The 24,047-nt window shown below is 59.8% G+C and carries 21 protein-coding genes and 2 pseudogenes; 7 read left to right on the top strand and 16 right to left on the bottom strand.

Translation table 11 applies throughout. The features are described 5' to 3' along the window. Positions 1-387: 387 nt before the first annotated feature. A complete protein-coding gene (locus tag C9I57_RS28115) occupies positions 388-1,230 on the bottom strand; it encodes an alpha/beta fold hydrolase (protein ID WP_107153836.1) in 843 nt (280 codons plus the stop codon). A gap of 34 nt (positions 1,231-1,264) precedes the next feature. After that, on the bottom strand, positions 1,265-1,765 hold the full coding sequence (locus tag C9I57_RS28110; protein ID WP_107153846.1) for an ester cyclase: 501 nt from the start codon (positions 1,763-1,765) through the stop codon (positions 1,265-1,267). A 187-nt stretch (positions 1,766-1,952) separates the two neighbouring features. Here C9I57_RS28110 and C9I57_RS28105 point away from each other — a divergent pair, with 187 nt between their 5' ends. Together C9I57_RS28105 and C9I57_RS28100 are read left to right on the top strand one after the other, a co-directional pair. Beyond that, the gene (locus C9I57_RS28105) at positions 1,953-2,363 is read left to right on the top strand and encodes a MarR family winged helix-turn-helix transcriptional regulator (RefSeq protein WP_181321975.1); all 411 of its coding nucleotides are present in this window, start codon (positions 1,953-1,955) and stop codon (positions 2,361-2,363) included. 190 nt (positions 2,364-2,553) lie between these two features. Then, positions 2,554-3,137, top strand: a pseudogene (locus C9I57_RS28100) (IS4 family transposase); the annotation flags it as partial. Positions 3,138-3,670: 533 nt separating this feature from the next. Here C9I57_RS28100 and C9I57_RS28095 read toward each other — a convergent pair. The 3 genes and pseudogenes from C9I57_RS28095 to C9I57_RS33425 form a co-directional block, all read right to left on the bottom strand. Further along, positions 3,671-4,604: pseudogene (locus C9I57_RS28095) on the bottom strand (3-hydroxyacyl-CoA dehydrogenase). Between the two features lie 43 nt (positions 4,605-4,647). Beyond that, positions 4,648-5,388, bottom strand: a complete 741-nt coding sequence (locus C9I57_RS28090) for an SDR family NAD(P)-dependent oxidoreductase (protein WP_107153834.1) — start codon at positions 5,386-5,388, stop codon at positions 4,648-4,650. Between the two features lie 22 nt (positions 5,389-5,410). After that, positions 5,411-6,121: an SDR family oxidoreductase gene (locus C9I57_RS33425; protein ID WP_258187860.1), complete on the bottom strand. Its 711-nt coding sequence runs from the start codon at positions 6,119-6,121 to the stop codon at positions 5,411-5,413. A 154-nt stretch (positions 6,122-6,275) separates the two neighbouring features. On the opposite strand from C9I57_RS33425, the gene C9I57_RS32545 reads away from it, so the two are divergent. After that, the gene (locus C9I57_RS32545; protein ID WP_146166278.1) at positions 6,276-6,650 is read left to right on the top strand and encodes a hypothetical protein; all 375 of its coding nucleotides are present in this window, start codon (positions 6,276-6,278) and stop codon (positions 6,648-6,650) included. A gap of 684 nt (positions 6,651-7,334) precedes the next feature. Then, positions 7,335-8,522: a glycerophosphodiester phosphodiesterase family protein gene (locus tag C9I57_RS28075; RefSeq protein WP_107153832.1), complete on the top strand. Its 1,188-nt coding sequence runs from the start codon at positions 7,335-7,337 to the stop codon at positions 8,520-8,522. Between the two features lie 126 nt (positions 8,523-8,648). Here C9I57_RS28075 and C9I57_RS28070 read toward each other — a convergent pair whose 3' ends face one another. The 11 genes from C9I57_RS28070 to C9I57_RS28020 form a co-directional block, all read right to left on the bottom strand. Beyond that, positions 8,649-9,818 carry an ROK family transcriptional regulator gene (locus C9I57_RS28070; RefSeq protein WP_083925536.1) on the bottom strand — a complete coding sequence of 390 codons (1,170 nt, stop codon included), beginning with the start codon at positions 9,816-9,818 and terminating at the stop codon, positions 8,649-8,651. Between the two features lie 91 nt (positions 9,819-9,909). After that, positions 9,910-10,686 carry an inositol monophosphatase family protein gene (locus C9I57_RS28065; RefSeq protein ID WP_018439719.1) on the bottom strand — a complete coding sequence of 259 codons (777 nt, stop codon included), beginning with the start codon at positions 10,684-10,686 and terminating at the stop codon, positions 9,910-9,912. Between the two features lie 44 nt (positions 10,687-10,730). Then, positions 10,731-11,885, bottom strand: coding sequence for an ABC transporter ATP-binding protein (locus C9I57_RS28060; protein ID WP_223258602.1), 1,155 nt, complete (start codon positions 11,883-11,885; stop codon positions 10,731-10,733). Further along, positions 11,885-12,802 carry an ABC transporter permease subunit gene (locus C9I57_RS28055; RefSeq protein WP_107153831.1) on the bottom strand — a complete coding sequence of 306 codons (918 nt, stop codon included), beginning with the start codon at positions 12,800-12,802 and terminating at the stop codon, positions 11,885-11,887. Before C9I57_RS28055 ends, C9I57_RS28060 begins: the two co-directional genes overlap by 1 nt. A gap of 2 nt (positions 12,803-12,804) precedes the next feature. Further along, the gene (locus C9I57_RS28050; RefSeq protein ID WP_018439722.1) at positions 12,805-13,650 is read right to left on the bottom strand and encodes a carbohydrate ABC transporter permease; all 846 of its coding nucleotides are present in this window, start codon (positions 13,648-13,650) and stop codon (positions 12,805-12,807) included. A gap of 97 nt (positions 13,651-13,747) precedes the next feature. Further along, positions 13,748-15,055, bottom strand: coding sequence for an extracellular solute-binding protein (locus tag C9I57_RS28045; RefSeq protein WP_258187858.1), 1,308 nt, complete (start codon positions 15,053-15,055; stop codon positions 13,748-13,750). A 55-nt stretch (positions 15,056-15,110) separates the two neighbouring features. Beyond that, positions 15,111-15,833: a DUF1868 domain-containing protein gene (locus C9I57_RS28040; RefSeq protein ID WP_181321974.1), complete on the bottom strand. Its 723-nt coding sequence runs from the start codon at positions 15,831-15,833 to the stop codon at positions 15,111-15,113. Between the two features lie 46 nt (positions 15,834-15,879). Further along, positions 15,880-16,587: an energy transducer TonB gene (locus C9I57_RS28035; RefSeq protein ID WP_018439725.1), complete on the bottom strand. Its 708-nt coding sequence runs from the start codon at positions 16,585-16,587 to the stop codon at positions 15,880-15,882. 9 nt (positions 16,588-16,596) lie between these two features. After that, the gene (locus C9I57_RS28030; protein ID WP_107153828.1) at positions 16,597-16,995 is read right to left on the bottom strand and encodes an ExbD/TolR family protein; all 399 of its coding nucleotides are present in this window, start codon (positions 16,993-16,995) and stop codon (positions 16,597-16,599) included. Positions 16,996-16,997: 2 nt separating this feature from the next. Further along, on the bottom strand, positions 16,998-17,735 hold the full coding sequence (locus tag C9I57_RS28025) for a MotA/TolQ/ExbB proton channel family protein (RefSeq protein WP_107153827.1): 738 nt from the start codon (positions 17,733-17,735) through the stop codon (positions 16,998-17,000). A gap of 67 nt (positions 17,736-17,802) precedes the next feature. Next, complete coding sequence (locus tag C9I57_RS28020; RefSeq protein WP_107153826.1) at positions 17,803-20,613, bottom strand: TonB-dependent receptor; 2,811 nt, start codon at positions 20,611-20,613, stop codon at positions 17,803-17,805. A 397-nt stretch (positions 20,614-21,010) separates the two neighbouring features. Here C9I57_RS28020 and C9I57_RS28015 point away from each other — a divergent pair, with 397 nt between their 5' ends. The 3 genes from C9I57_RS28015 to C9I57_RS28010 all read left to right on the top strand — a co-directional run bounded on the left by C9I57_RS28015 (position 21,011) and on the right by C9I57_RS28010 (position 23,867). After that, entirely contained in the window at positions 21,011-22,042 is a 1,032-nt protein-coding gene (locus C9I57_RS28015; protein ID WP_107153825.1) for a hypothetical protein, read from the top strand. Between the two features lie 785 nt (positions 22,043-22,827). Further along, positions 22,828-22,977 carry a hypothetical protein gene (locus C9I57_RS32885; RefSeq protein ID WP_181321973.1) on the top strand — a complete coding sequence of 50 codons (150 nt, stop codon included), beginning with the start codon at positions 22,828-22,830 and terminating at the stop codon, positions 22,975-22,977. Between the two features lie 35 nt (positions 22,978-23,012). Further along, the gene (locus tag C9I57_RS28010) at positions 23,013-23,867 is read left to right on the top strand and encodes a sterol desaturase family protein (protein WP_107153845.1); all 855 of its coding nucleotides are present in this window, start codon (positions 23,013-23,015) and stop codon (positions 23,865-23,867) included. Positions 23,868-24,047 lie beyond the last annotated feature (180 nt).

Raw genomic sequence — 24,047 nt, 5'->3', positions numbered from 1 at the left:
GTCATGGTCGTGAGAGCCGACCCGCCGCCCGCCCGTGGACAGACAACCCGCGACTCAACGCTTAACGGAGGCTAGACCAAATCAAATCGCTGGCTGCAAATCCGTCCGTCGAACCGGGACAATCTCAGGCTTTGACATATCGCGAGGTGGAATCGCCACCCAGTCATCTCGCGACAGTGAGCAAATATGCGCATCGGCGAAGGGGACGTCTTCCACATTCAGAACCACGTCACGACCTCGACCGACATATCTATCGCCGCTCAATGACTAGTCCAGATACGCTCTCCTACCTACACTTCGCCGTGTGCCTCGCGGTGGACTTCGCACAACTCAGCATCGGTGGGCCGCGATTTCTCACATGTGCGCTCTGCGGCCCAGTGCCTCAGTTCAGCACCCGTTCGCTTTCACAAAATCACGCAGCACCTGATCAAACACTTCGGGTGCCTCGCGAAAGAGGCAATGCCCAACCCCCTCAAGCATCGAGACCCGAGCCGCGGGCATCAGTGAGGCCAGCCGCTTAGCCGCCGCGGGCAGCACGACGTCGTCGGCACTGCCATGGAGCACCATCGTGGGGATCTGTAGTTCACGCAGCAGGTCGTCGTTGTTCACCTGTCGCGAGAACAGCGCGGCGCGCACTTCGGAAGGAACGATACAGTTATAGCCCAGCAACTCATACAGCTCGCGCTCGTTCACTGGGCGAGCGTGGCACTCCTGGATGAACCGCAGGAGTGCCGGCACTACGGTGGCCATGTCGGGGGCGAACAGACTGCCCACGTAGGACAGAACCTGCGGGCCGAGGAGGCTCAGGGCGGTTTCATCGCCGAGTCGCGTCAGTGCACCTGCGAACACTAATCCGGCCAAGCGAGCACCGCCGTGCTGGCGCAGGTAGTCGCAAGCCACCAATCCACCGTACGACCACGCCACCAGCACCACTGGCCGATTGCCCAGAGCATCGATAGCGGCAGCAACGTCGTCCGCCCACAGCGAGCCATCGCTGTAAGCCGTGGGCTCCAGCAGTTTGGCCGATCCGCCGTGGCCGCGCAAATCCAGTGCCGCCAGCCGATGGTCTGCAGTCAGCTCGCCCTCAAATTGGCGATGCCAGATCGCCCCCGACTGGGAGAAGCCGTGAAGAAACAGGATCGTGGGACCGGAAGCGGGACCTGTCTCGAGAAGGCGAAGGGCAAGGCCCCCGCCGCCCCGTATTTCCCGAATGGAAAGGGTGTGTGTCATGGGAGATAGCTCGTGGCGTTGCCGCGGGTCTTGGTTAATGGGCGCGATCCACGAGGCCGACCCCGGTGGGAGCGTTCGCTTCGCCGCGCAGCTGGCGCAGCACGGTCTCTAAATCAAAATAAATGCGCTCTGCAAGCAGGCGACCCGCCTCGTCACCGTCACCAAAGAGATAGAACGCTGCGAGCTCGAAAGTGACGGGTCGGCCAGTGGCCTGGATACCGCAGAACTCGCTGCGGTGGGTGCCGGTCACTGTGACCTCCCGGATCGAGCAACCAGGCACGTCATACGCGGAGGTAGCGCGCAGCACGAAATCGGGGAACGCAGCGTCGAATGCAGCGTAGAACTCCTGCACGCCCTTGAAGCCGCTGAACACGGTCGACATCGGAACGACGTCGTAAGAGGAACGCTCGTCACGTATGAAGGTATCGTAGACGGCGTCCCAGTCATGCGCGTTCTCGGCGCGCATGTGCTCGATGATGCAGTCCCGTTGCAGCGCTATCCGCTCGGCGTCACTCAGCTTATTGATGGTGCTCATCCTTTGTCTCCGGTAGGGTTGGGCGCGCGCCTGGATAGACGCGACATGGCGGTTAGGCCATAAACCGAATTGTATAAACATACGTGCATTTGTCAACGTCGTTGACACATGAATCAGTGGGTATAATCCCTACATGAACTCACCCGCCCGCATCCCCATCGAATCCGTAAGCGAACGCGCTGTCCCCATGGACGGCATCGACGAGGCCATCGTGGCTTTTCATCAGGCCTATCAGGTCGTCATCGCTGGCGCAGACGAGCGACTCGCCGAGTTAGGCTTGGGCCGAAGCCACCACAAGGTGCTCTACTTCGCTGCGCGGCACCCACGCTGTTCGGTCAGTGACGTGCGCGAATTCATCGGCGTGTCACGACAGGCCCTGCAGCGGCCCCTCAACGACCTGCATAAGCACGGCCTGATCGAAACCCTGGTGTCGCCCAGTAACCGGCGCGTCCATCAGTTGTTGCTGACCGTTGAGGGTGCCGCGCTGGAATTCGAGGTCACTCAACTCATGCGTAAGCGCTTCGAACATGCGTTCGAATCTGTACCAGCAGCCAGCCGCAAGCACTGGAGCGCGGTGATGCGCGCATTTGTGGCTTGAGGCGGGCGCAGATTCAAATACGCTTCCCCATGCCAGGGTTCGATGTGCTGTTTGACGTCCATCGGAGGGGGCTGACTGCATGTCTCTCCCGAATTGCGAAGGCAATGGCGCCGTCGACTTCGCAACGTTCGATAGCCATATCGACTCTCTTCCGTCGAACGGCATCGCGGCGCTGCTCGAGGGGGGCGACCAGCGCGTGCAGTTGCCCGCGAGCAAGGGCAAAAGCGTCGCTGCAACGTGCCTGGTCGCGCGCGAGTTTGACGCACCAGCCGGTGTGAAGCCGATCGAATGGCGCTTGCTGACTAACCGCACGGCGACCACGCTGGAAGAAGCGACCGAATTGATCGAGTGGTATCGGGCGAGATGGGAAATCGAGATCCTGTTAAACGTTCTGAAGAACGGCTGTCAGGTCGAAGAACTGCAGCTGGGCACGATTGAGCGACTCGAGCGTGCGTTGGCGCTGTTCCTTGTGGTGGCTTGGCGCGTGACTATCTGATGCGGCTGGGCCGGACCTGTCCTGATCTGGACGCGCGTCTGTTCTTCGATTCGGATGAAATTCGGGCTGCGTACTTGCTTACGAAAACGCCCAGATCTGTGCAACCCAAGCTCAACGAAGTGTCGCGCTTGGTCGCACGCCTCGGTGGTTTCCTCGCTCGCAAGGGCGACGGCGAACCCGGCGCGGAGACCATCTGGAAGGGACTTACGAAAGTTCATATCGCCGCGGAAACCATGCGCCTATTGCGCGATGACGGTGATGCCGACACTTCTGTATAACGACGTGGTTTAGAAGTGCTCCGACATCCAGGGCCGCGGCGCTCACGCCTGGCCCGTCTGTCGCTCGTTGAGCGGCCGCCTCCTTGCACTTCGCCGTGTACACGCAGCTCCTACCCGGACATCTCTTTTTCGTTCCTTTGCCGAGTTTATGCGCGGCCTGCTGCAAGGCAAAATTTGAGGGAGGAGACTCAGCTGTGTCTTGAGGTCACAGGAAAAATACAAACGTCTAAGATGCATCGAGAAGCCTCATGGTGATCTCCTAATTGTTTAATCCACTGAAAAACCAGTGTCGCCTGAATTTGAATCCCATCGGATCCGACTAGCCATAGCCGGCTATTTACTATTTTTAAGATGAAAAGCAATGGTTTCCTTCAGCTGTCACCCAAAGCGTACGTTTCGTCTATCGAACGTTCTAGGACTTTTCCGCCAATCGCATCGAACAGCAAAAGTGAGTGATTACCATTCCACGAGCAAAGCCTCGCTAAGGATCGATTCGCAAATTGCCGTCTCGCACTTGGGCAGTCCGCCCGACCTTAGTCCATCAGTGAGCGCCGGTGCGCAAGCAGAGCCATCAGACGGCGATCGCGCCAGCGACTGCGTTCCTCGATATGATCCAGCGAGAGCACTCTGCGGCGCTCGGCATCGAGGTCCTCCATAGTCTCGGCTGGCCAGTCGAAGGGAACGCGCGTCGCGGCGATATCCAGGAAAGTGCCTCTGTAGCGCGAAGCGTAATCGAAAACGCCACCCGGCGCGTTCAGATCGATGGTCTCGAACGGGCCCATGATGTACCAGCGCATAGCAAGCCCGTCGCGCATCACGGTGTCGAGATCGGCAGCAGTGGCATAGCCCTGTTTGTAAAGGCTCAGCGCTTCGTCGAGCACAGCGCCTTGGAGGCGGTTGAGCAGAAAACCCGCGATTTCGCGCCGGACAATCACAGGCTGTTGCCCCACCTGTTCGTAGAACGTAAGCGCCCTTTCCAGCGTCCTCGGCGAGCTCCACGGCGCGCCGCACAACTCCACAAGCGGCACGAGCGAAGGAGGATTCACCGGATGCCCGACGAAGCAGCGCGCGCGGCCCGGCAAACCCTCCGTGAACTTCGACGCGGGCAAGCCCGAGGTCGAGCTAGCAAGCAGTGCGTCGGGCGGGGTCAGCCGATCCAGTTCTGCGAACAGCGCACGCTTAGCCTCGACGACTTCGGCAATGTTCGCCTGCACAAGCGCGGCGTCCCTGACCGTTTCCTGGAGCGTGCCGCATGCGGTGATGCGCGCGAGGATTGCATCGACCGGTTCCTCGACCAGACCAAATGACGCAAGATCTTCGACGCTCCGGCGAATCTCGGGGAGTGCTCCCTTCAGCATCTCTTGCGAGGCATCGTGAATTCTCACGGTAGCGCCGCTGCGCGAACACGATTGCCCACGCGTGGCCGATACGACCCGAGCCGATTACTGCGGTTCTGTTTTTCTGCATACACTTCATCCTGACTGCTGGGTGCTTATGCACTCGCTCTCCATCACGATGCGATGTAAAGGCCACCATTGATATGAATGGTCTCGCCTGTCAGAAAGCTCGCTCCATCGCTGCAAAGAAAAGAGACCACAGTAGCCACTTCGCGTGGGTGGCCCATGCGCTTGAGCAGCGTGTTGGCGAGCCACATATCGCCATCGCTTTCCATAATTGCGCGAACCATCGGCGTATCGATGATGCCTGGCGATACGCAGTTCACGCGCGTGTGCGGTGCAAGTTCTTTCGCGAGACTACGCGCAAACGCGAGCACACCGCCTTTGGCCGCGCCGTAATGCGAATGCCAGATAACGCCGGCGTGCCCTGCGAGCGATGCGACATGTACCATTGCACTTCCCTCGCGCAGATAGGGCATAACAGCTCGCGAAATATAGAAAGTCCCGTCAAGATTGATAGCGATGATGCGGTGCCACTCCTCGTCCGTCATGTCGCGCGTGGGACTCTTCGGAAAGTGGCCCGCCGAGGTCACCAAGAAATCGATGCCCCCGAAGCGCTCATTGCACAGCCGACTAGCGGCGTCGGCATCTGCGGATTGCGTCACGTCCACCTTCACCACCGCGATGCGCTCGCCCGATGGATCGAGCTCCCGCGCAAAATCTCGCAGCGCCTGCTCGTTGAGGCCGGTAAGCACCATGTTAGCGCCGCACGCGTGGAACTCCGCCGCGATGGCCCGAGAAATGCCGCCGTTGGCGCCGGTCATCAGCAGCGCACGCCCTTTGAAGTCATACATTTTTCGTCTCCTTACATGTTGTTCACCACGACGTATAGCCGCCGTCTACAGTGAGAATCGTGGCAGTGCAATAGCTCGCTGCATCGCTCGCGAGGAACAGCACCGCGCTTGCGATTGAGCCGATATTGACAATGCTGCCGGCGCCGCGCTTCGCCATGTGGCGGCCGAATTCGCGGCCGCACCAGAACGCGGCGTCGGAGTAGACTTGCATCGTGCGCGTCCAGACGTCGTCGGGTGTGTCGAGGAAATCGGTAACGATCGCTATGCCCGCTTTGTTGACGAGAATATCTACCGCGCGTTCCTCGTTCAGCTCGCGCGCCAGCTCGGCTACGGCGTCCGCTTGCGTAACGTCGATCTGGCGCGCCATGGCGTCAATGCCGGACGGCACACACGCCATACAGATGCCGGCAGGCGTCAGATCGACGGCAAATTTCCCCGAAGCGGAAAAGAATGCATTGTGCTCGACATGCGCATTGGCGAAGGTCGCGTCGAAGACGATGTCGTACGCATCGCTGTGCGCCTTAAGGAATTTAAATCCATCCGCCGACGTCTCGATGCCACGCTCTTTTGCAATGGCGAGCCCGCGGCTCTTCGGATCGCGGCCGGCCACGAATGCAAGGCTCAGGCCTTCCGCCTCAAGAACCTTGCACATCAGATCCGTGGCGATCTCTCCAGATCCAATGATGGCTACGTTCGTGCGTTGATCATTCATATTGAATTCTCGTTGGGCTATAAACCGTAAACATTTGTGCCCTCCAGTTCAGAAAAAAGTCAGAAATCGGGGTTGCGAATCGCGGCTGCAAGTCCGCTCCATATCCTCCGTCTACCGCAGGCATATGGTCTCTGTCGATTCCAGGATCGGCCAGACGTCACCGCGGACCGCTCTCATGCAGATTCCGCGCCATGTCGCCCCCGCCCATGAAAATCCGATAGACGGGCTTCTGGGGCACTTGCGGAAATCGCGCTGGCTGAATGAGGTCGGCTTCCCGACAAACCGCGTACGTTTTGTATCAAACGTAAGGCCGCAAATTGCTCACTACAGATTCCCGGTAGCCGCCGGAGGCGCGATCAATCGAAAAGCCGCGCACAATGAACTGGCGATGCTTAAACCGTTCGTGACGGACGTGATGCGCTGCTCCTCGATCCGCAACCGCTCAGCCACCTGTGGAAAGCGTATTTCCGTTTGCCGCAAACGACCCATTGTTTGGCGAGAGCTGAATGGTGGCGCCATCTGCTGCGAGCGCCTCAGCTCACGCAGTTGAAGCGCGGCAAAACGATATATCGCGAACTGCGCAGCTCGGCGCCGGCATCGAGACTGCAACGGGCGGCGCGGCTCAAGATTTTCGGCGTCGGCGCGCTCTGGGCGATTGACCGTCCAACCTCGGCGCTACGATCAACGAGATGGTGTCCGTGACGATCTCCATAATTAAACAGCCCGATCAGCGTAAGCCGATGGGGCTGTTCCGGTCAGGCTGACCATTCCATTAAACCCGCTGCGGTCAACGAGGCCTCGGACAGCCATATGTCCTCGATCGCTCGATGAATGCCCAAAAGCCGCGCGGGAGCTCGGTGAAGCGTCTGAGCGCAATGTCGCCTTCGCACAGCCGCTGCGCCGATCGCGCGTTCGGGGCTCGTCAGAATACCGAAGTAGCGGCGGGTATGTGCGTACACCTGGGGATTGAGCGCAGCCTCGGCGAAGATCGGTCTTGCCTTCTACGTCGAACAGTAAAAGCGTGTCCGATTTGAACACTATGCGACGTCAGCTTCCCGACAAACCGAACGCATTCTGCGGCGCCAACACCGGAGCGGCGCCGGTCCGCCCGCACCCTTCCGTTCTCATTAGCAAAACGTTTGGCCACTTCATCACTGGTACAGTTATTGCACTAAACACTAGTAAAGAAAAAATTTAGTTCAATCAATTCTCGACAGCCAAGGAAGGTATTGCGATGAATTTCTTTTCAATCCAGTTGCGCCGGCTGCTTGGCGCTGTTTTTTGTACAATTGCAGCGCTTTCTGATACTGCCCTCGCAGACGGCCCACAGCACTATGACCCAGAGCGCATTCTCGAAGCGTTCAGGAACCCCTATACTGGTCCTGACGAAATCGACAGAACCATAGGCATCGTTGCTCACCGTGGCGTCGTTAGCAGTGGTTGTCCCGAGAATTCGCTTTGTTCGATTCAAAATACCTATAACAACGGTATCGAGGCCATCGAACTGGATGTGAAGCAAAGCAGCGAGGGAACTCCGTATCTCTTCCATGATAACAACGTCGGGCGCGTTGATGCCACCTCCGGATTTGATATCTATACAGGCAAAGGATGGAATGCCGATGTCCGTTCGCTTCCCGATGCAACGCTCGACAAAATTATGTTGCGCGATAAGCAATTCAGAATCACGGGATACAATGCGCTCTCGCTTGAGGAAGCTTTGGATAGGGTGAAGTCCGACTACCCCAACATGTTAGTGATACTCGATATCAAGACTCTCGATGCGGTTTCCCGCGCGGCAGATATCGCCCTCCATCGAGGTATGCAAAATATGGTGGTTCTCAAGTTCTTCGCCACATTAGCGGCAGCCGAGCCGGAGAATATCGTGAAATACACGAAAGGCGTTGCATTTGCGCCAATGATTTACGCCAGAGACGAAGATGAGATTGCCAACCGGTACACGGACTTGGGCTGTGAACAAGCCATGGCCCACTTTCCAGTCATAACCGTAGTCCACTATCACCAATGCTTGGTAAATTCCTGGTTGGATAAGGCCAGCGAGCAGAGTAACTTTGCTTGGATTGAAGTCGGCAACAAGAACCCCGTAGACGGCGATCCCACATACGACCTAGTGAAGGATGTCCGCGACGGGCGCAAAGCCATGGGAGCCTTCAATCCGGTGAAGGAGTACCGCCAAGACGCGAACGACGGCAGATGGTACATCCGCAGCAATGGTACTTGTTGCGCTAGCCTCGACGACTACCTAACAGATACTATGCATTTCGGTAATGAAACAGCGGATAGGCGCCCGAACGTTGACCTGCAACTTGAGAACGGTTTCACGTCGATCACTACAGACGATCCAGTGGGGGCCGCAGCTGCCGCAAGCCGCTCTGGAATGCGTGACACCAGCCGGTATTATTAGCTAGCCGGAACAGCAGTCGAAAAAAATGACTTTTGGGCAGCTGAACCAAGTAAAGTCTGGAGAAGTCCGAGGGTTGACGACGCTGTAAGTTAAATGCTGAGTCACACACCCCGCGATCGGCCATGGCTATTCAAAGAAGCTGTTTTTTAGCAACACGAGCGCCGCGCCATTTGCCGCAGCATCACCATTCGCCTCTGACAGAACCAACTTTGGCCGCGGCGGTCCAACGCCGTATCGATGCACATCCCAGAAGCGGGCGCGTTCGATCAACATGCGGCCGAGCGCTGCGGGCAACTGCCCACCGAATACGATGGCCTCCGGGTCGAACAGGCCAGCGATGGCGTTTATCGTTCTGTCAAGCACGGGTAACGTGCGCGCAACCCACGTCTCGACGCCGGGCCAGGCCGGATCGAAGCGCATCCTTAGGTCTTCGACAGAATCGATATCTATACCGTTGGCGCGCAACTCGCCGATCAGATAGCGCAAGGCCGGACGGTTTTCTGCTTCCGCGGGTGTGCAAAGCGTCATTTCACCCGCATTGCCATGCGCACCGAAATAAGGCTTTCCGTTAATGATGACGCCACCTCCAAAGCCGTAATTGAACGATAGATAAAAAAAGCTCTTCGCCCAGCGCCCCGCCCCGAGCAGGCTTTCGCCAATCGCAGCTGTTGTCGCGTTATTATCGATCCACACAGGCAGTCCGAACGAGCGCTCAAGGATCGGTGCAAGGTCGACAAGCGACCAGTCCTGAAGCGGTTCGGGCGCATTCATCTGCCGGTCGTCGGCGACGAAATAACCGGTCATGGCGAATCCGACGCCGATCAGACGGTCGCGCGAAACGTGGTTGCGCGTGAGAATCCGGTCGATGGCATCATTGATCGCCGCAAGTGACGCATTGCGGCTCGTTGGCGTCGTGCGGAGCTGCACCTCTTCGAGGATATGGCATCCAAGGTCAGCGAGACACACCGACATGGAATCCGTGTTGATCGACACGCCGAGCGAGTACGCTGCCTCACGAACCAGTTCGATGCGCGGACTCGGCTGGCCGCGCCCGTTCCTGATCATTTCGCCGGTCCTCAGCAGACCGCGTTCAATCAGTTGCTCGATGAGCCGGTGCACCGACTGTTGTGCGAGTTCACTCTGGGCCGAGATCGCTGCACGCGTGATCACACTGGAGCGTCGAACGAGGTCGAGAACAAGCCGCTCGCTCGCAATTAGCGGGCCGATCCGACCGCGTTGCCGCGTCGCGCCTGTCTCAGAATGTGGTGACACGAACTCTCGCGAAACCAGGGACATGGGTCACGCTCCGCCTATACACGAAATCGAAAATGGTAGCAGACGGGTCCGCTACCGAACCGCTGTCATAGTTGGCCGCGACGATCATCGGCTAGGCCGCGAGTGCCGACCAGAATGGCAGCACGACATCCGTCAGCGCTGACGTCCCGACCGCGATTCGCATCCCGTGACGTACGCGAGCGCCGTCGAATGCGACCCGAAGACCAGCCTCGCGGCACAGTACCGCGCCGGCAGCCAGATCCCAGAAACTCGTGTGGCACTCGAAATAGCCGTCGACATATCCTAACGCCGCGAAACCCAGGCCGATGGTCGCGCAGCGGTAGCCCGTCACCGCCCATTGATGACGCTTCATCTCCGCTTCGAGCGTCGCCGTTTCGGCCGTGGTCCAGTGCGGGTTGGTGCCAAGCGCCGCGACGCGCACATCGGGAAACGGCACGCCGCGCGTAAAGGGCTGACCGTTGAGAATCACGCCGTGCCCCGTCGCTGCCCCAAGGGTCATGCGCAGCACCGGGTAATGAATGACGCCGATTTCGGGCACGCCGTCCGCCACGAACGCAAGCGCGATCCCCCACAGTGGCGAGCCGCGCAGGAAATTGGCTGTCCCATCGATGGGATCGACGACCCAGAACCGCGATGCCATCTCGCCGCCCAACTCCTCGCCAACGACAGCTTCAGCAGGCCATATACCGGTGATCCGCTCCCTAATCTGCTGCTCGACGGCCATATCGGCTTCGCTGACAAAATCCATCGGCCCCTTGCTGCTGGTGGCGAGCGCTGCGCGCTCCATGAAAAACCCAAGCGCCCTCGCCCCGGCTTCTTCGACGATCGATGTCGCCGCCTGCAGACGACTCTCCAGATTGCTCAACACACTGCTCCATAAGATGGATGAGGGGCCATTGCAAAGCACGGCCGTCAGAACGTCGCACCTGACCACAGCGACTCACACCGTTGCCCCGGCATATCAGGCATCGCCACGCGCCTGCCGGTCGCGGTGTCAAACAGTGTCACATGTTCCGGCCGATAACCGAGAGACAGCCGGTCGCCCGTCCGGTAGTCCGCTGCGTCCCGCTGTGTCGCGATGATCCGCTGGCGGCCAAGCCGGCAATACAGCAGCCGATGACTGCCCATATCCTCAACCGCTTCAACCGTGCACACCAGACCGCTCATGTCGTGCCGCACCACGAACGCTTCGGGCCGGATGCCGACAAGGATGCGGGCACCACCCGCCTCGCCGTGGCCTGGCAACCCCCGCTCTGCAAACAGTAGCTCAATCCCATTCGCCAACACCACGCCACCGTCCGACGCGCACGTCGCTTCGAGCAGATTCATTGGCGGACTGCCGATAAAGCCCGCGACGAACGGCGTGCGTGGTCGATGATAAATGTCGCCCGGCGGGCCGATCTGTTCGATGTGTCCGCGATTCATCACGACGATGCGATCCGCGAGCGTCATCGCTTCGGTCTGGTCGTGTGTTACGAAGATCGTCGTTCCGCCGATTTCTTTGTGTAACCGCCGTAGCTCCAAACGCATCTCGTGCCGCAGTTTCGCGTCCAGGTTCGACAATGCCTCGTCGAACAACAGGATCGCGGGCTGACGTGCAATCGCGCGCGCTATCGCCACCCGCTGCCGCTGACCGCCAGACAGCTGGTCCGGGCGCCGCTTGAGCAGTTCAGTCAGCCCGAGCATGCTGGCCGCATCGCCAATACGCCGTCGGCGCTCCGTGCGCGGCAAGCGCGCGAGCCTGAGAGCGTAGCCGATGTTCTCCTCGACATTCATATGCGGATATAGTGCGTAATGCTGAAAAACCATCGCGCAGCCGCGTTCGCCGGGCGCGCGCAGTGTGACATCTTCGCCGCCTATCAGGACGCGTCCGTGCGTGACCGACTCGAGCCCCGCCACGATACGCAGCAAGGTCGACTTGCCGCACCCCGATGGACCGAGCACGACCGTCAGCTCACCTGGCTCGAACACAATGTTCAGGTCGGCCATTACCGTGTGACCGTCATACAGCTTCGTCACGGCCTCGACGGCGATACCGGCCGGCCGACTGCTTGCGCGATCACTCATCATTTCCCGATTCCCGTCACACCTTTGACAAACCAGCGCTGCATCAGCGCGATCGCGACCAGCGGCGGCGCCATGCCGACCAGCGCAGCGGCCATCATCAGACTCCATTCAGGCGCCTGGCTCGCTTCAGTCGGCACGAAGCTCGCGACACCAAGTACGATCGTGCGCATGTCCTGCCGGCTCGTCATCAACAGCGGCCACATATAATCCTTCCACGTCGAGATGAATACGATCGTGCCCAGCGCCGCAAAATTGGCCCTCGAGAGCGGCAACAGGATGTCAAAGAAGAAGCGCACGGGCCCTGCACCGTCCAGGCGCGCCGCCTCGGACAGCTCCGCGGGCACTGTCTGATAGAACTGCCTGAAAAGGAACGTCCCCGTGGCCGACGCGACCAACGGCAATGTGAGGCCCGCGTAGGTATCCAGGAGGTTCAGTGATGCCGTGAATTGCAGCCCCGTCAGCGTGGCGAGCACGGTATCGAGGTGGGTGGCGCGGAGGATCGTCTTCAAGGGCTCGAAGAGATCGGAGGCGACCGCATAGGTCGGTACGATACGAACTTCGACAGGCAGCAGCAGGGTTGCCAGCACGCCGAAGAAGATCACGTGCCTGAACCGCGAGCGGAAGTATACGACGGCATATGCGGTGATCGACGACAACGCGAGTTTGCCGATCACGACAACCGACGACACCACAAAGCTGTTGAACAGCATGCGTCCGAGGTCCGTACGGCGCGCGACCTCGTGCAGATTGTCGATCAGGCGGTCGCCCGGTACCAGCGCGATCCCCTCGCCCAGCAGCGATGTATTCGAGACGGAGGCCGCGCAGATTGCCAGATAGATGGGCGCGAGCGCGAACGCGATGCCGACCAGCAGCACGGCATAGGCAACCAGCCTGAGGACCAGGTGACGTTCGACCATGACTAGTTTCCCCCGTCGAGTCTGCGTTCGAATACGCGGAACTGCGCGAACGTCATCGCGAGGATGAAAAACATAAGGATGACGGAAAGCGTCGAGGATCCAGACAGATCGAGCCCGACGAAGCCGTCCGAGTAGATCTTGTACGCGATGATGTTGGTCGCCCCTGCGGGACCACCCGCCGTCAACGTATCGACGATACCGAAGCTATTCGTCATCGCCTCGATCATGCTGGCGACCGTCACGAACAGGATGAACGGTTTAAGCATGGGCAGCTTAATATCGAAGAAGCGCCGCACGGGGCCAGCGCCATCGATGGCGGCAGCGGCCAGATAGTTTTGCGGGATCGAGCGCAGTGCGGCAAGGAAGATCACAAAATTGAACGGAACCTGGGTCCACGCGAACGCAAGTGTGATGACGGCAATCGCTTCTGTGCCGTTGGACTGCGGCGCCCACAATCCTGGGTGGATCGCGTTAAGGTGCGCGAGCGGACCGACGATGGGATTCGCGATGAAGCGCATGATCACGCCCAGCACCGCGCCCGCAATCGCATACGGCCAGATCAGCAGATTGCTGAATACTGCGCTGCCGCGAAGGTTCAGATCCGCGAAGCCGGCGAGAGCAAGTGCGATCAGCCCCCCGGAACCGACACCCGCGACCGCGAAGATCGCCGTAATTCGCAGAGACGCATAGAAAGTGGCGTCCGAGAGGATGCGAACATAGTTGTCCAAACCAACGAATAGCGAGCCGTTGCCGAACGGGCGCACGAGGTTAAAGGACCACCAGACGGCCTTGCAGGCCGGCCAGTAGAAAAACAGAGCCACCAGCAGAAGCTGAGGCAGTGCGAGCATCAGCGGTATCTGGCGGCCTGGGAATCTGGCGCTTGGTTTCATTTGGAATAGAAAATTTGCATGTCGGGCAGTCAGCGGCAAGCGCGCTCGCGTTTCGTCAGGGCAGGCACATGCCCCTGTAGGTTGCCTCAAAGCGTGCGAGCAACGCATTGCCATGTGTTTGTGCCTCGCGCAGCGCATCATCCATCGATTTGTCACCGTGGAACGCATGCTGCACCTCTTCGAACCAGATCGAGCGGAACTGCGGAAAGAAGCCGAGCCGTTCGCCCATATTGTTTTCGTTTCCCGGCTCGTTGAGCGACATCAAGCCTGCCGTGATTGGCAGCAGAGCCACGTCCCTTTGATCGGACGTTGTAGATAGCATCGCTTGCGCGTCCCGCGTAACGGGCAGATAGCCTGTCTTTAGTGCAAATGCGATCTGGTTTCGCCGCTCACGCACAAAGGCGAGAAACGCTGCGGCGACGCGATAGCTGGCCAGGTCCTGACCTTTCATCACCCAGATCGAACTGCCACCAATCACTGTGTGGTAACGTAGCGTGCCCGCGTAGACAGGCATCATGCCCACTGCCGGGCGCACCTTGCCGACGCTCATGATGACGCCCATCGCTCCCGTTGAATCTATCGACATCGCACACTCACCATTCGCGAAAGCGATCGCCTGGCTGCCCGTGCGCGTGTCGGCCGCATCGAGCAGCAACCCCGCCTTGCGCCAACGCAGCAAGTCGTGCATCCAGCGGTTCAGCGGACTGTCCGCGAACACATAGCGCGCGGATAGCCCTTGTCGTCCGTTGGCACCACTCGCAAGCGGCACGCCCTGCACGGCCGCCGGCTGCTCGAATAGTTTCCACGGCGAATAATCGCTGACAGCGGGGCAAGTGGCGCCCGCGGCCCGCAGCTTGCGCGCCGCGGCCTCGAACGCTTCCCACGTCGACGGCGTGCTGGTCACGCCGACTGCGGCGAGTCGCGCAGAATTTGCGTACAGCACGAGCGTCGACACTCCGAACGGTTGCGAATAGAGCCGCCCGTCCGACGATGCGTAGTACCGTCGCACCACATCGGCATAGAGAGATGCATCAACCGGCTTGCCCACCGACGCCGTCATCTCATCCATCGGATAAATGGCGCCGCTTAACATCATGTCCGCCGTGCCAACGTCGTAAATCTCGACGAGCGCTGGCTGCCTGCCCGCGCGATACGCTGCGACCGTCTTGCGCATCGTCTGCTCGTACGCGCCCTGCGACACACATTGCACCTTGTCCACCGGCGACGACGCATTGAACCCGTCGCACAGGGTCTGGATCGCGGTGGCCACGGTACCCGTATGACCGTACCAGAACTGGATGGTTGTTGCCATCGACGGCGACGCACCGAGCGCGAGCAGTACAGCCACAGCAACGCTTGGCATACGCATCATCGCGCACCCCCGTTCGATACGGCGAGACGATGCCCGACCGTGCCGCTCATTGCGATGCGATCCGGCGCAGGAAGAACTGGTTGTCGAACGCATACATGTCATTGAACACGCAGAACTCGGGCGCGCCCAATTCGATGACGTCAAACAGCATGCCCACACCTGCAAAGCAGCCGCTGACGAGATCGAGGCACGCACGCGTGACGTCGGGCGTCATCGGGCGGATCAAATACGACAGTGTGATGTGAAACTCGTAGTGATCGTGCCATGCCGTCCTGAGTGACAGACACTCGGCGAGCCGCGTGCGCAGGTCACGCAGCTTGCGCTCTTCCGCCGCATCAACGGGTACGAGCTTGATGCAGCCAATGTGCGTCTGATTCGCGCGTTCGGCCACCCTGAGACGCAGCGGCAACGCGCATCCCAGATCGAACGATTCGAGCTTCGCCGCGAAGTGACGCGTGCACTCGAGAACGCTCGCGTCATGCGGCAGATCCATCGGCCAGCGGCCGTTGTCGCGTTCGCGGTCTGCGACGCCCTCGAACACGGTCATGTGATAGCTCTCCGGTGGCAGAAAGGTCAGCGATGACGCAAACAGACTCGATCTGACCGTATCGCGCACAGCGACGAGCGCATCGGATAGCGGTGTAAAAAGAGGCACGTGACACACCAGCGTATTGCCGGGATAGCGCAACACGTTGCCATTCGAATCGAACTTCTTTCCGATATGGTCCAGCGAGATGGGCGGTACTTTAGAGACGTCGATAGTATTCATGCCTGCTGTTTTCATTTGTTCCTGATGTTTATGTCTGTTCAGTGCGTCATTCGCTCAGCGAAAAACGCAGTGCGACTTCCCCGATCACATCGGCGTCGCCGGGAGAAAACTTCCAGCGCATCAGCGCGTTGATTGCAACCTGGTCGAAGATCTTCGGCGGATCCGAGCGCACGATACTCACAGCGCTCACGCTCCCATCCGGCGTGATCGTGACGTGCGCGATCACCGACCCTTCGATGTTGCCGGCCATCGCGCGCGGCGGATAATCCGGCTCGACCCGCACCAGCGGCACGATGCCTTTGCGGACCTTTGGTGGCTGCGGCGCGGCGGGCGGTGTCTGATGCGTCGGCTTCTCCATGTCCGGTGCGACGGCGGGCGCCGCCTGCGGCACAGTCACGGGCCCCTGACTGACGACGGGCGCGGGTGTCACGGCCGGCGCAGGCGCCGCGCTGCGTGTGGGCGCTGCATGCCGCACCGGCGTGGGACGGTGCGGCACAGGCGCGGGCTTCGGCGGTTCGGGGGGTGCATTCCGGGCCGGCTGCGGCGGTGCGGGATGGGCGGGCGCGTCGGCGATCGTCACAATCTTCATCACCTTCGGTGGCGGAGGTGGTTCGGCAACAGGCTGCACCGCGATGCGTCCCAATACCGCAACCAGCCCACCTTCGATGACAAGCGCAATCACAAACGCAGCGGGCCAACGCATCCCAGACTTCGGTTCGGGCGGCACGAGCGTTCCCAGAACGACTGTCTTCATGAGTGCACCTCAGCGCACGGCCGCGACGCCGACATCGTCGACACCCGCCGCGTGCGCGAGGTCCATCACGTGCAGCAGATCCTGCAGCGACACTTCCCTGTCGCCCGCAATCAGCACGTCGACCTTCGCGTCGTGCGCACGTGCACGGATCGTCTGCGTCGCCAAGTCAGCGGACACCGGTTTGCCTTCGAAGAACAGGCTGCCGTCCTTCTTCACCGTGATCGTGAGCGTCGCCTTCGGCAGCGGGGCGGCCGATGCGGCGTGCGGCACGTTGATCTTGACGCCGCTCGCATCGATCATCTTCAACATCGTGACCATGAAGAAAATCAGCAGGAACATCATGATGTCGATCATCGGCACAATTTCGATGCGCGGTTCGTGCGACTCGACGTAACGAGTGCGGCTCATGATTATGCTCCCGACGCATCGGAGGCCATCGTGCGCGACATCGCCCGTACGCTCGCGACGTGCTCCTGACGCTCACGCGTATCGGCGGCGCCCGCGATACCCGCAGTACCCGCCGTGCTCCTGCCGACCAGATGGGTGCGCTTGACGCTTGCGAGCTTGATCAGATCGAGGCACAACATCGCAAGCCGCACCCGCTTGGCGAAGTAGCCGTTCGCCGCGACCCCGACAATGGCCACGAGCAAACCACAGCCCGTCGCGATCAGCGCATGACTTATGCCGCCCGTCACAGCACCCGCGCTAGGCCCTGCGGCGCCAAGCACGTTGAACGACTCGGTGATGCCGATGATCGTGCCGAGCAACCCGATCAGCGGTCCGAGCGTCACAGCTGTATCGAGCATCCACAGGTGCCTGTCGAGTTGCGGCAACGTGCGTACGATCGCTTCGTCGATATAGCGGTCCATCTCGTCGGGATTCAGCGAGCGCGCCTCGACGACAGCCTGCAACGTCGCACCGTAAACCGTGGAACGGTAGCGCGTCGCAACTTCGTTCACCGAGCGTTCATCGTGGAAGTCGAGCGAGTTGAGGCGATGATCGATTTCTGCGCCCGAGGGTGCCGCCTTCGCGAAGAACGCCACGCGCTCGATCGCGACGGCCAGCACCACGAGAAAAAGCAGCGCGAGGATCGGGATGATGCCCGCCGACTGCGTGCTCAGACTGAGAAATTGCTGCAGGATGTTCATGTCATGTCCTTGATGAAATAATCCCGTGTCCGGCCGGTCACCCGTGGGGCAGCCCAGCCGTCCTAGGTCAAAGATGCTTCGGGGTATAGGTCAGACCGAGCCAGAAGGTCCGCCCGATGGAGAACTTGTCCTTCAGCAGATTACGGTTTTGACCGGTGACGGCGACCACGGGCGATCCCGTCAGGTTCGCGACTTCGAAGAACGTCTGCCAGCCCGAGCCGATGTCATAGCGTGCCTGCAGATCGATTTCCTTGCGCGCCTGCCAGTACACGTCCTGGCGCGGCAGGCTGGCATCAACCGCACGCAGGCTTGTGCCGATCCAGTTATACGCGACCGTGATGCCGAATTTGCGATAGTTGTAGAAGATACTGAGGTTACGGATCTGATCTGGCTGGTTGACGAGGCGGTTGATCGTGCGCGTGCTGCCCGATGACGTGATCGCATTCAGGCGACCGCTTAGCAACGTGAGGTTTCCGCTGAAGCCGAAGCCCTGCAGGTACCGCGTAAGCCAGCCGAGCGAACTCTGCACGAAGTTCAGTTCGATGCCGTCGAGTTTCGAACTCGACGAATTGAGTGGCTGTGTGATCGACGCTGTGCGGGTCAAGCCATCGTAAAACAGCGTCCCCTGGCGGGTCAGGCTGTAGATCTCGTTTTTGATCTGCTTGTGAAACGCTGCGAGCGAGACGAGGCCCGAGTGCGGCAGATACCATTCCGCCGAGAGATCGAGGTTCGTCGATTCGCGCGGTTTGATGTTCGGGTTGCCGGTGACAACGGTCAGCGACCCGTCTGAGCTTTCGGAGATTGACGTGTTGGGCGCGTAGTCGTCATAGGTCGGCCGGCCGATGGTTTTGCTGGCGGCGAGCTTCAGGCGCACTGCGGGTGTCGCATCGAAAACCAGCGATGCGGCCGGCAATGTGAAGTTGTACTTCGAATCGTTAGTGACGGACTGCCATGTGGTCGTGCCTCCCACCGTATTGCGCACATTGCCTGTCGTCGACAGACGCGTGTTGTCCTGGCGCAGTCCGATCATCGCGCTCAGACGATCCGTGCGCCATGACGCCATCGCGTAGCCGGCCGCCGTCTGTTCCGTGTGCGAGTAGTCGTTCTGCAAACTGCTCGCGAGATTGTTGACGTTCGCCGCAACAAGGCTGCCATTGCTCAACAGTTGCTGCCAGGCCTTGTTAAGGTCGATGGTCATGAACGGCAGACCATTGGTGTACGGCAGCGTGGTCCCCGACGCACCGCCCACGCCCGCCATCGTCATCCCGCTGCCGGTCGGAAAGTAGGCGTTGAACGCTTCGTTGTAGTTGTGGCCGAGGCTGCGATAATCGACGCCGATGGCATAGCCCAGTCCGCGCGAATCGAGGTCCATGTTCTGGCGGAAATCGAGCTTCAGGTCGCCCACCCTGTCGTCGATCCGGATGTTGTCGGTACGCCAATAGAGCGGCTGCCAATTTGCGGGATTCACAAAGCCGGAGGGATTCACAACGCTCACGGCGGGATCGAATCCGGATGTGTCATAGGTCGTCGCCATGCCCGGTATGCCGACGATAGATGGCTGCGTGCCGGACGCACCGTACTTCAGGTTGCCGTAGATGTACTTCACAGCCGTCTGTGGATTCCACTGACTTGCCTTCGAAAACGAGGAGCGGAACGACAATATCCGATCATCGCCAAGATGCCAGTCGAGACCACCCTGGACGTTCTCCACGGTACGGTCGATCTTGCTTTGCTGTACACCTGCTTCCGCTTCGCCGAGTGCGAACTGACCCGACGTCGCCGTTTGGTTGATGACGGGGTTGCTAGAGACCCCCGTCGTGCGCCCGACGTCGATGATGTTCTCGTCGCGCAACTCATGCATATTCTCGACGTTGTAGCCGAGCGAGACGAAACCGTATACGTCCGGCGTGAACTTCGCTTCGAGTTTCGCATCGACGCCCTGCCGCTCGAGATTCTTGCGGTACTGCCAGTATTTGAACTGCTGGGGTACGGGGAGGCCGTTGCCTAGATTCGCCCCGCCCGTCGCCGCGGGGTTCGCGAGCGAGCCGTTCGCGTTGTAGAAGTTGTAGAAGATGTTGTCCGTGGTCATGTGACCCAGCGAATACGTGTTCTGTTTCTCGTAGTTCGCTGCGATCACGAGGCCGACGGCCTGGCTCGGGCCAAATGTGGCGCTCCATGCCATATCCGCCTTGCGCGCGAGGCCCTCGGCCCCCGACAGAACCTTGCCTGTTGCGTCGGCATGACCGAGTGCTCCCGTCGCGCTGAAATACGGCTTGCCGCCGTTGTCGAACGCGCTGCGCGTGACGATGTTCACGGACCCGCCGACCGCATTCGGGTCCTGATCCGGCTGCCAGGTCTTGAAGACCTGCACCTGTTTGACGAGCGACGACGGCAGCATATTCGTGCGTACGCCGCGGCTCGTCTGGTCGGTTGAGGCCATCGGCGCACCGTCGAACGAGATATTGTTGTAGCTCGCGTCGAGGCCACGTATCGCGACGAACTGCGCCTCGTCGCGACCGTTCACGTTGTCCGAGTTAAAGCTCACCGATACGCCGGCGACACGCTTCACCACCTCGGTGACGGTCGCATCCGGCAAGGTTTCTATCTGCTCCTTCGTCAAAACATCCATCACCCGGTCCTGCGTCTGCTTCGTCGCGACGGCCGCACCGCTCACTGCGCGCTTGCGCGTGACGTCGACATGACCGAAGCGCTGGACCTGCTGGTCCTTATCCGTGGTCTGCTCGCCCGCTGCACTAGACTCCGTCTCATCCGCCGGAACCTGCGCCGCGGCGCAGGCCAGCGATGACCACGCTGCCGCTGTCGCGAATGCAAGCGCAGAAAGGCGCCAGTAACGGCGGCCGACTTGCTGATCGAACATGGTTCTTCCCGAATGTGTCATGTATGTGGTCAGTCGCGAAATTCCGACGAGCCTTCGCTGCCTCGGCGGCCGTCCAGCGCGACCAGATGGATATTACTACTCTTTGTGTGTACTATTAGTGACAGTTATGGGAAGCGGTTCGTCGCCGGACTCCTCGCCCAAGAAAATGCGTTGAAAGCGCTTTTCTATAGGTAACCCGGCAGACTTGTGACAGGGGACCCTAAAAAATTTTGATGTATTGCGCGCAATTGTAATCATCAGGTGTAATATTCGCAGGCCAGCCACTGCGTCGAACGACCGGCGCGCTTTCTGGCGCTGATATTCGCGCCAGACGGCGCGCAACCCGGCATGGCCCACATCGCAACAACCGACCGTGTCGCCAGATAGGACAGCAGCGATGGCATTTCGCCTTGAGGACCGTTGGGTTTGGGATTTCTGGTTTGCACAGGAAAGCGGGCTCACCCACATGTTTTTCCTGAATGCCCCGAAGGCGATCGGTGACCCCGAGCAGCGGCACTGGAACGTATCGATTGGCCATGCGGTTTCCAGCGATCTGGTCAACTGGACAGAACGCGGGACCACGCTGCATCCAGCGCGCTCGCCCGCATGGGATGACTACACCACGTGGACGGGATCGGTCGTACGCACGTCGAAGCAGCGCTGGATGATGTTTTACACTGGCACGAACCATGCGGATCGTGGTCTCGTGCAGCGCATCGGTGCCGCTGTATCCGACGATCTGCATACGTGGGAACGACTTGCGCACAATCCGATACTGGAGATCGATCCTTCTTGGTACGAGCCGCTCAATACAGATATGTGGCACGACCAGGCCTTCCGCGACCCCTGGGTCTTCGCCGCCCCGAACGGCGACGGCTGGCACATGGTGTTCACCGCTCGAGAGCCCATAGGCCCGGCGCTCGGACGCGGCGTGCTCGGGCATGCGGTGTCGCGCGATCTCGAACACTGGTCGCTGCGCCCGCCGCTGTTCCGCTCGAAGGTGTTCGGGCAACTCGAAGTACCGCAGATCTTCGAGCACCAGGGCCGCTGGTACTGCCTGTTCTGCACCGCGAAGAACCATATCGAGCCGACGTATTGCCGCGAGCGTATGTCCGAGCCCATGACGGGCACGCACTATTTGATTGCCGATCATCCGCTTGGCGAATGGAGGCTGGTCGAGGAAGACTTTCTGGTCGGCGATGCAGCAGGCTCGCTCTATTCCGGCCGGGTGGTGCACGCACCGGACGGTACCTTGCGCTTCATGGCCTTTCTGAAATTCGGCAAGGACAGCCAGTTCATCGGGGAGATCTCGGACCCGATGCCCGTCCACGTACTCGACAATGGCCGGTTGCAAGTTGATGCGTCGCCCTACGGGGTCGGTGCCCCCGGCAGGTTGGCGGGAAAGCGGCAAGAATGCGACACGCGATGAGACCCAAAGATCTTGCCCACAAGCTTGGGATGTCGTGAACCACGGTCAGCCGTGCGCTCAATGGCTACCCGGAGCGTAACGCTATTCGATGACATCTCCGACCGAACCCTTTTGAGCCGGTCGCTGTGCTCGGGCGTTGCGCGGTTCAGCGCGCGTGCTGCATATGACCTAGTTAGTCCGCACGTTCACGATCGGAGGTGTGCAGTTCTTCCCCGTGCGCACCACCTGGATGTCCAGCCGAACCAAGGGCGCGTGAACATTGTTGCGACGCTTCGCTCGCCCGCTAACCACCGATTCTTGAGGTTTTCATCGGCGGTCAGACGGGCAAATTTGTCGCATCCCTTGGGGACGTAGCCGAGGCCAGCCGGTGCCCGATGCGGGCGTGCGTATAGTTTCGATGCCTCCCGGCGCGATCCCGCCAGCCTTGATGGGCAATAAGCCGACGAGACATTTGAGCCGCGTCGTCTTGCCTGTCGCCGTTGCGCCCAAGCACGACCGTGCAAGCCTCGTCCGCCACCCTGAGCGGCACATCGCGTAACGCGTGGCTGCTGGCCGTAGTACTGATCGATTCGCTGAACCTCGAGCATTGGGGACTCGCGCCTCATTGGCTGCTTAAGCTCGAGCCCTCAGTCTGTCATTCAGGGCAGTCATTCGTGGAACGAATGGATCTTATCCAAACAATTGATTTTTTCGATTTCTGGAAATGTCGCATAGTACATCCTGCAGTGCGCGCTGTGCCGGCGATACGATCACCGTTTGAATGCGCCCCGAAAAGGAAATTTTTCATGACCTGCAAGATGCAATCCGACGTTATTGCTGCCGATATCAATCTGGATGCCAAACCGAATTCATCGGGCTGCGTTGGAATCAATAAGTTTTGGACCCATGAGCTCCGTGAAGAAGACGCCGCGTTGACGCGGGTCGCTCCGACCTGATGTTGGCGCATTTGACCGATTCGCCGGAGAAGAAAATGCACATTCTTGATGTTAATGAGATGGCTCTGTCCTATGTGAAATCATTCGAACTGATTGCGATCTTCGCTACCGCATGCGTCGCGCTCGAGCTAATCTTTCCGGCTTATCGAAACAGTTTTGCCTCATACGTTCGCGGCGTGCGGACTTGGATTATTCGCATTGGATGCGGCGCGGTAATCTGGCATTTCTACGCTGTGAGTTTGGGCTGGCTAGGAATTAAGCCGCTCGTAACGATCAATTTCGGCACGTTGCTTCACTCTGACAACATAATCATTAACAAGGGCTTGACCGTCCTTTCAGCTGTCTCGGTGGCGATTGCCGGCGACTTCTTTTACTACTGGATGCACCGCGCTCAGCATGCGGTTCCATTGCTGTGGCGCATGCACGCCACTCATCACTCGATCCGCGAACTGACAGCATGGAATTGCAATCACTACGTTTCCGAGCCACTTGTTTACGCAGTATTTGTAGCACTACCACTGGCGCTGATCCACTTTGAATCTGGCGTCGTGCCCGCGGTTGCCATGACGCTGATTACCTTTCAGGCCCATCTTTCTCACTCTAGCACGAGCATCAATCTGGGGCCGCTGCGATACATCATCGGCGACAATAAGTTCCACCGTATTCACCACTCTTCGGAAGCGCATCACCGGCACAAAAACTATGGGTTCTTTACGACGATCTGGGACACCATTTTTCTCACGGCACACTGGCCGAAAAAGAATGAGTGGCCGGAAGTCGGCCTCAAAGGCCAGTCCGAACCGCTCACCGTGCGCGACTACCTTGTGTTTCCGTTTGATCGACGCCGCTGGTGTAGAGCTAAAGTCGGAAGTGGTGCACAAGCGAGTTGAAGGTATGTTGGATGCAACGGCAGGTTTACGCTGAGAATCTGATCGTCGAGGTCGGCGTCGCTGACACATGCATTTCATCCTGCGCCGATAGTTCATCGTGACTGAAGGTCGGGCGTTTCGAGAAGCGCTGAACACCAGGGCGACGGCGCTCACGCCTGGCCCGTCTTTCGCTCGTTGCGC

Origin of the sequence: Trinickia symbiotica, assembly GCF_003028655.1 — a bacterium.
In the GTDB taxonomy this organism is placed as follows: domain Bacteria; phylum Pseudomonadota; class Gammaproteobacteria; order Burkholderiales; family Burkholderiaceae; genus Trinickia; species Trinickia symbiotica_A.
The sequence above is the reverse complement of the archived record's forward strand: the minus strand, read 5'-3'. Positions and strand labels throughout refer to the sequence as shown.

Excerpts from the sequence above, each read along its gene's own strand:
- C9I57_RS28115 (WP_107153836.1), bottom strand. The coding sequence starts at position 1,230 with ATGACACACACCCTTTCCATTCGGGAAATACGGGGCGGCGGGGGCCTT.
- C9I57_RS28110 (WP_107153846.1), bottom strand. The coding sequence starts at position 1,765 with ATGAGCACCATCAATAAGCTGAGTGACGCCGAGCGGATAGCGCTGCAA.
- C9I57_RS28105 (WP_181321975.1), top strand. The coding sequence starts at position 1,953 with ATGGACGGCATCGACGAGGCCATCGTGGCTTTTCATCAGGCCTATCAG.
- C9I57_RS28090 (WP_107153834.1), bottom strand. The coding sequence starts at position 5,388 with ATGTATGACTTCAAAGGGCGTGCGCTGCTGATGACCGGCGCCAACGGC.
- C9I57_RS32545 (WP_146166278.1), top strand. The coding sequence starts at position 6,276 with ATGCAGATTCCGCGCCATGTCGCCCCCGCCCATGAAAATCCGATAGAC.
- C9I57_RS28075 (WP_107153832.1), top strand. The coding sequence starts at position 7,335 with ATGAATTTCTTTTCAATCCAGTTGCGCCGGCTGCTTGGCGCTGTTTTT.
- C9I57_RS28070 (WP_083925536.1), bottom strand. The coding sequence starts at position 9,818 with ATGTCCCTGGTTTCGCGAGAGTTCGTGTCACCACATTCTGAGACAGGC.
- C9I57_RS28060 (WP_223258602.1), bottom strand. The coding sequence starts at position 11,885 with ATGAGTGATCGCGCAAGCAGTCGGCCGGCCGGTATCGCCGTCGAGGCC.
- C9I57_RS28055 (WP_107153831.1), bottom strand. The coding sequence starts at position 12,802 with ATGGTCGAACGTCACCTGGTCCTCAGGCTGGTTGCCTATGCCGTGCTG.
- C9I57_RS28050 (WP_018439722.1), bottom strand. The coding sequence starts at position 13,650 with ATGCTCGCACTGCCTCAGCTTCTGCTGGTGGCTCTGTTTTTCTACTGG.
- C9I57_RS28045 (WP_258187858.1), bottom strand. The coding sequence starts at position 15,055 with ATGCCAAGCGTTGCTGTGGCTGTACTGCTCGCGCTCGGTGCGTCGCCG.
- C9I57_RS28040 (WP_181321974.1), bottom strand. The coding sequence starts at position 15,833 with ATGAATACTATCGACGTCTCTAAAGTACCGCCCATCTCGCTGGACCAT.
- C9I57_RS28035 (WP_018439725.1), bottom strand. The coding sequence starts at position 16,587 with ATGAAGACAGTCGTTCTGGGAACGCTCGTGCCGCCCGAACCGAAGTCT.
- C9I57_RS28030 (WP_107153828.1), bottom strand. The coding sequence starts at position 16,995 with ATGAGCCGCACTCGTTACGTCGAGTCGCACGAACCGCGCATCGAAATT.
- C9I57_RS28025 (WP_107153827.1), bottom strand. The coding sequence starts at position 17,735 with ATGAACATCCTGCAGCAATTTCTCAGTCTGAGCACGCAGTCGGCGGGC.
- C9I57_RS28020 (WP_107153826.1), bottom strand. The coding sequence starts at position 20,613 with ATGTTCGATCAGCAAGTCGGCCGCCGTTACTGGCGCCTTTCTGCGCTT.
- C9I57_RS28015 (WP_107153825.1), top strand. The coding sequence starts at position 21,011 with ATGGCATTTCGCCTTGAGGACCGTTGGGTTTGGGATTTCTGGTTTGCA.
- C9I57_RS32885 (WP_181321973.1), top strand. The coding sequence starts at position 22,828 with ATGACCTGCAAGATGCAATCCGACGTTATTGCTGCCGATATCAATCTG.
- C9I57_RS28010 (WP_107153845.1), top strand. The coding sequence starts at position 23,013 with ATGCACATTCTTGATGTTAATGAGATGGCTCTGTCCTATGTGAAATCA.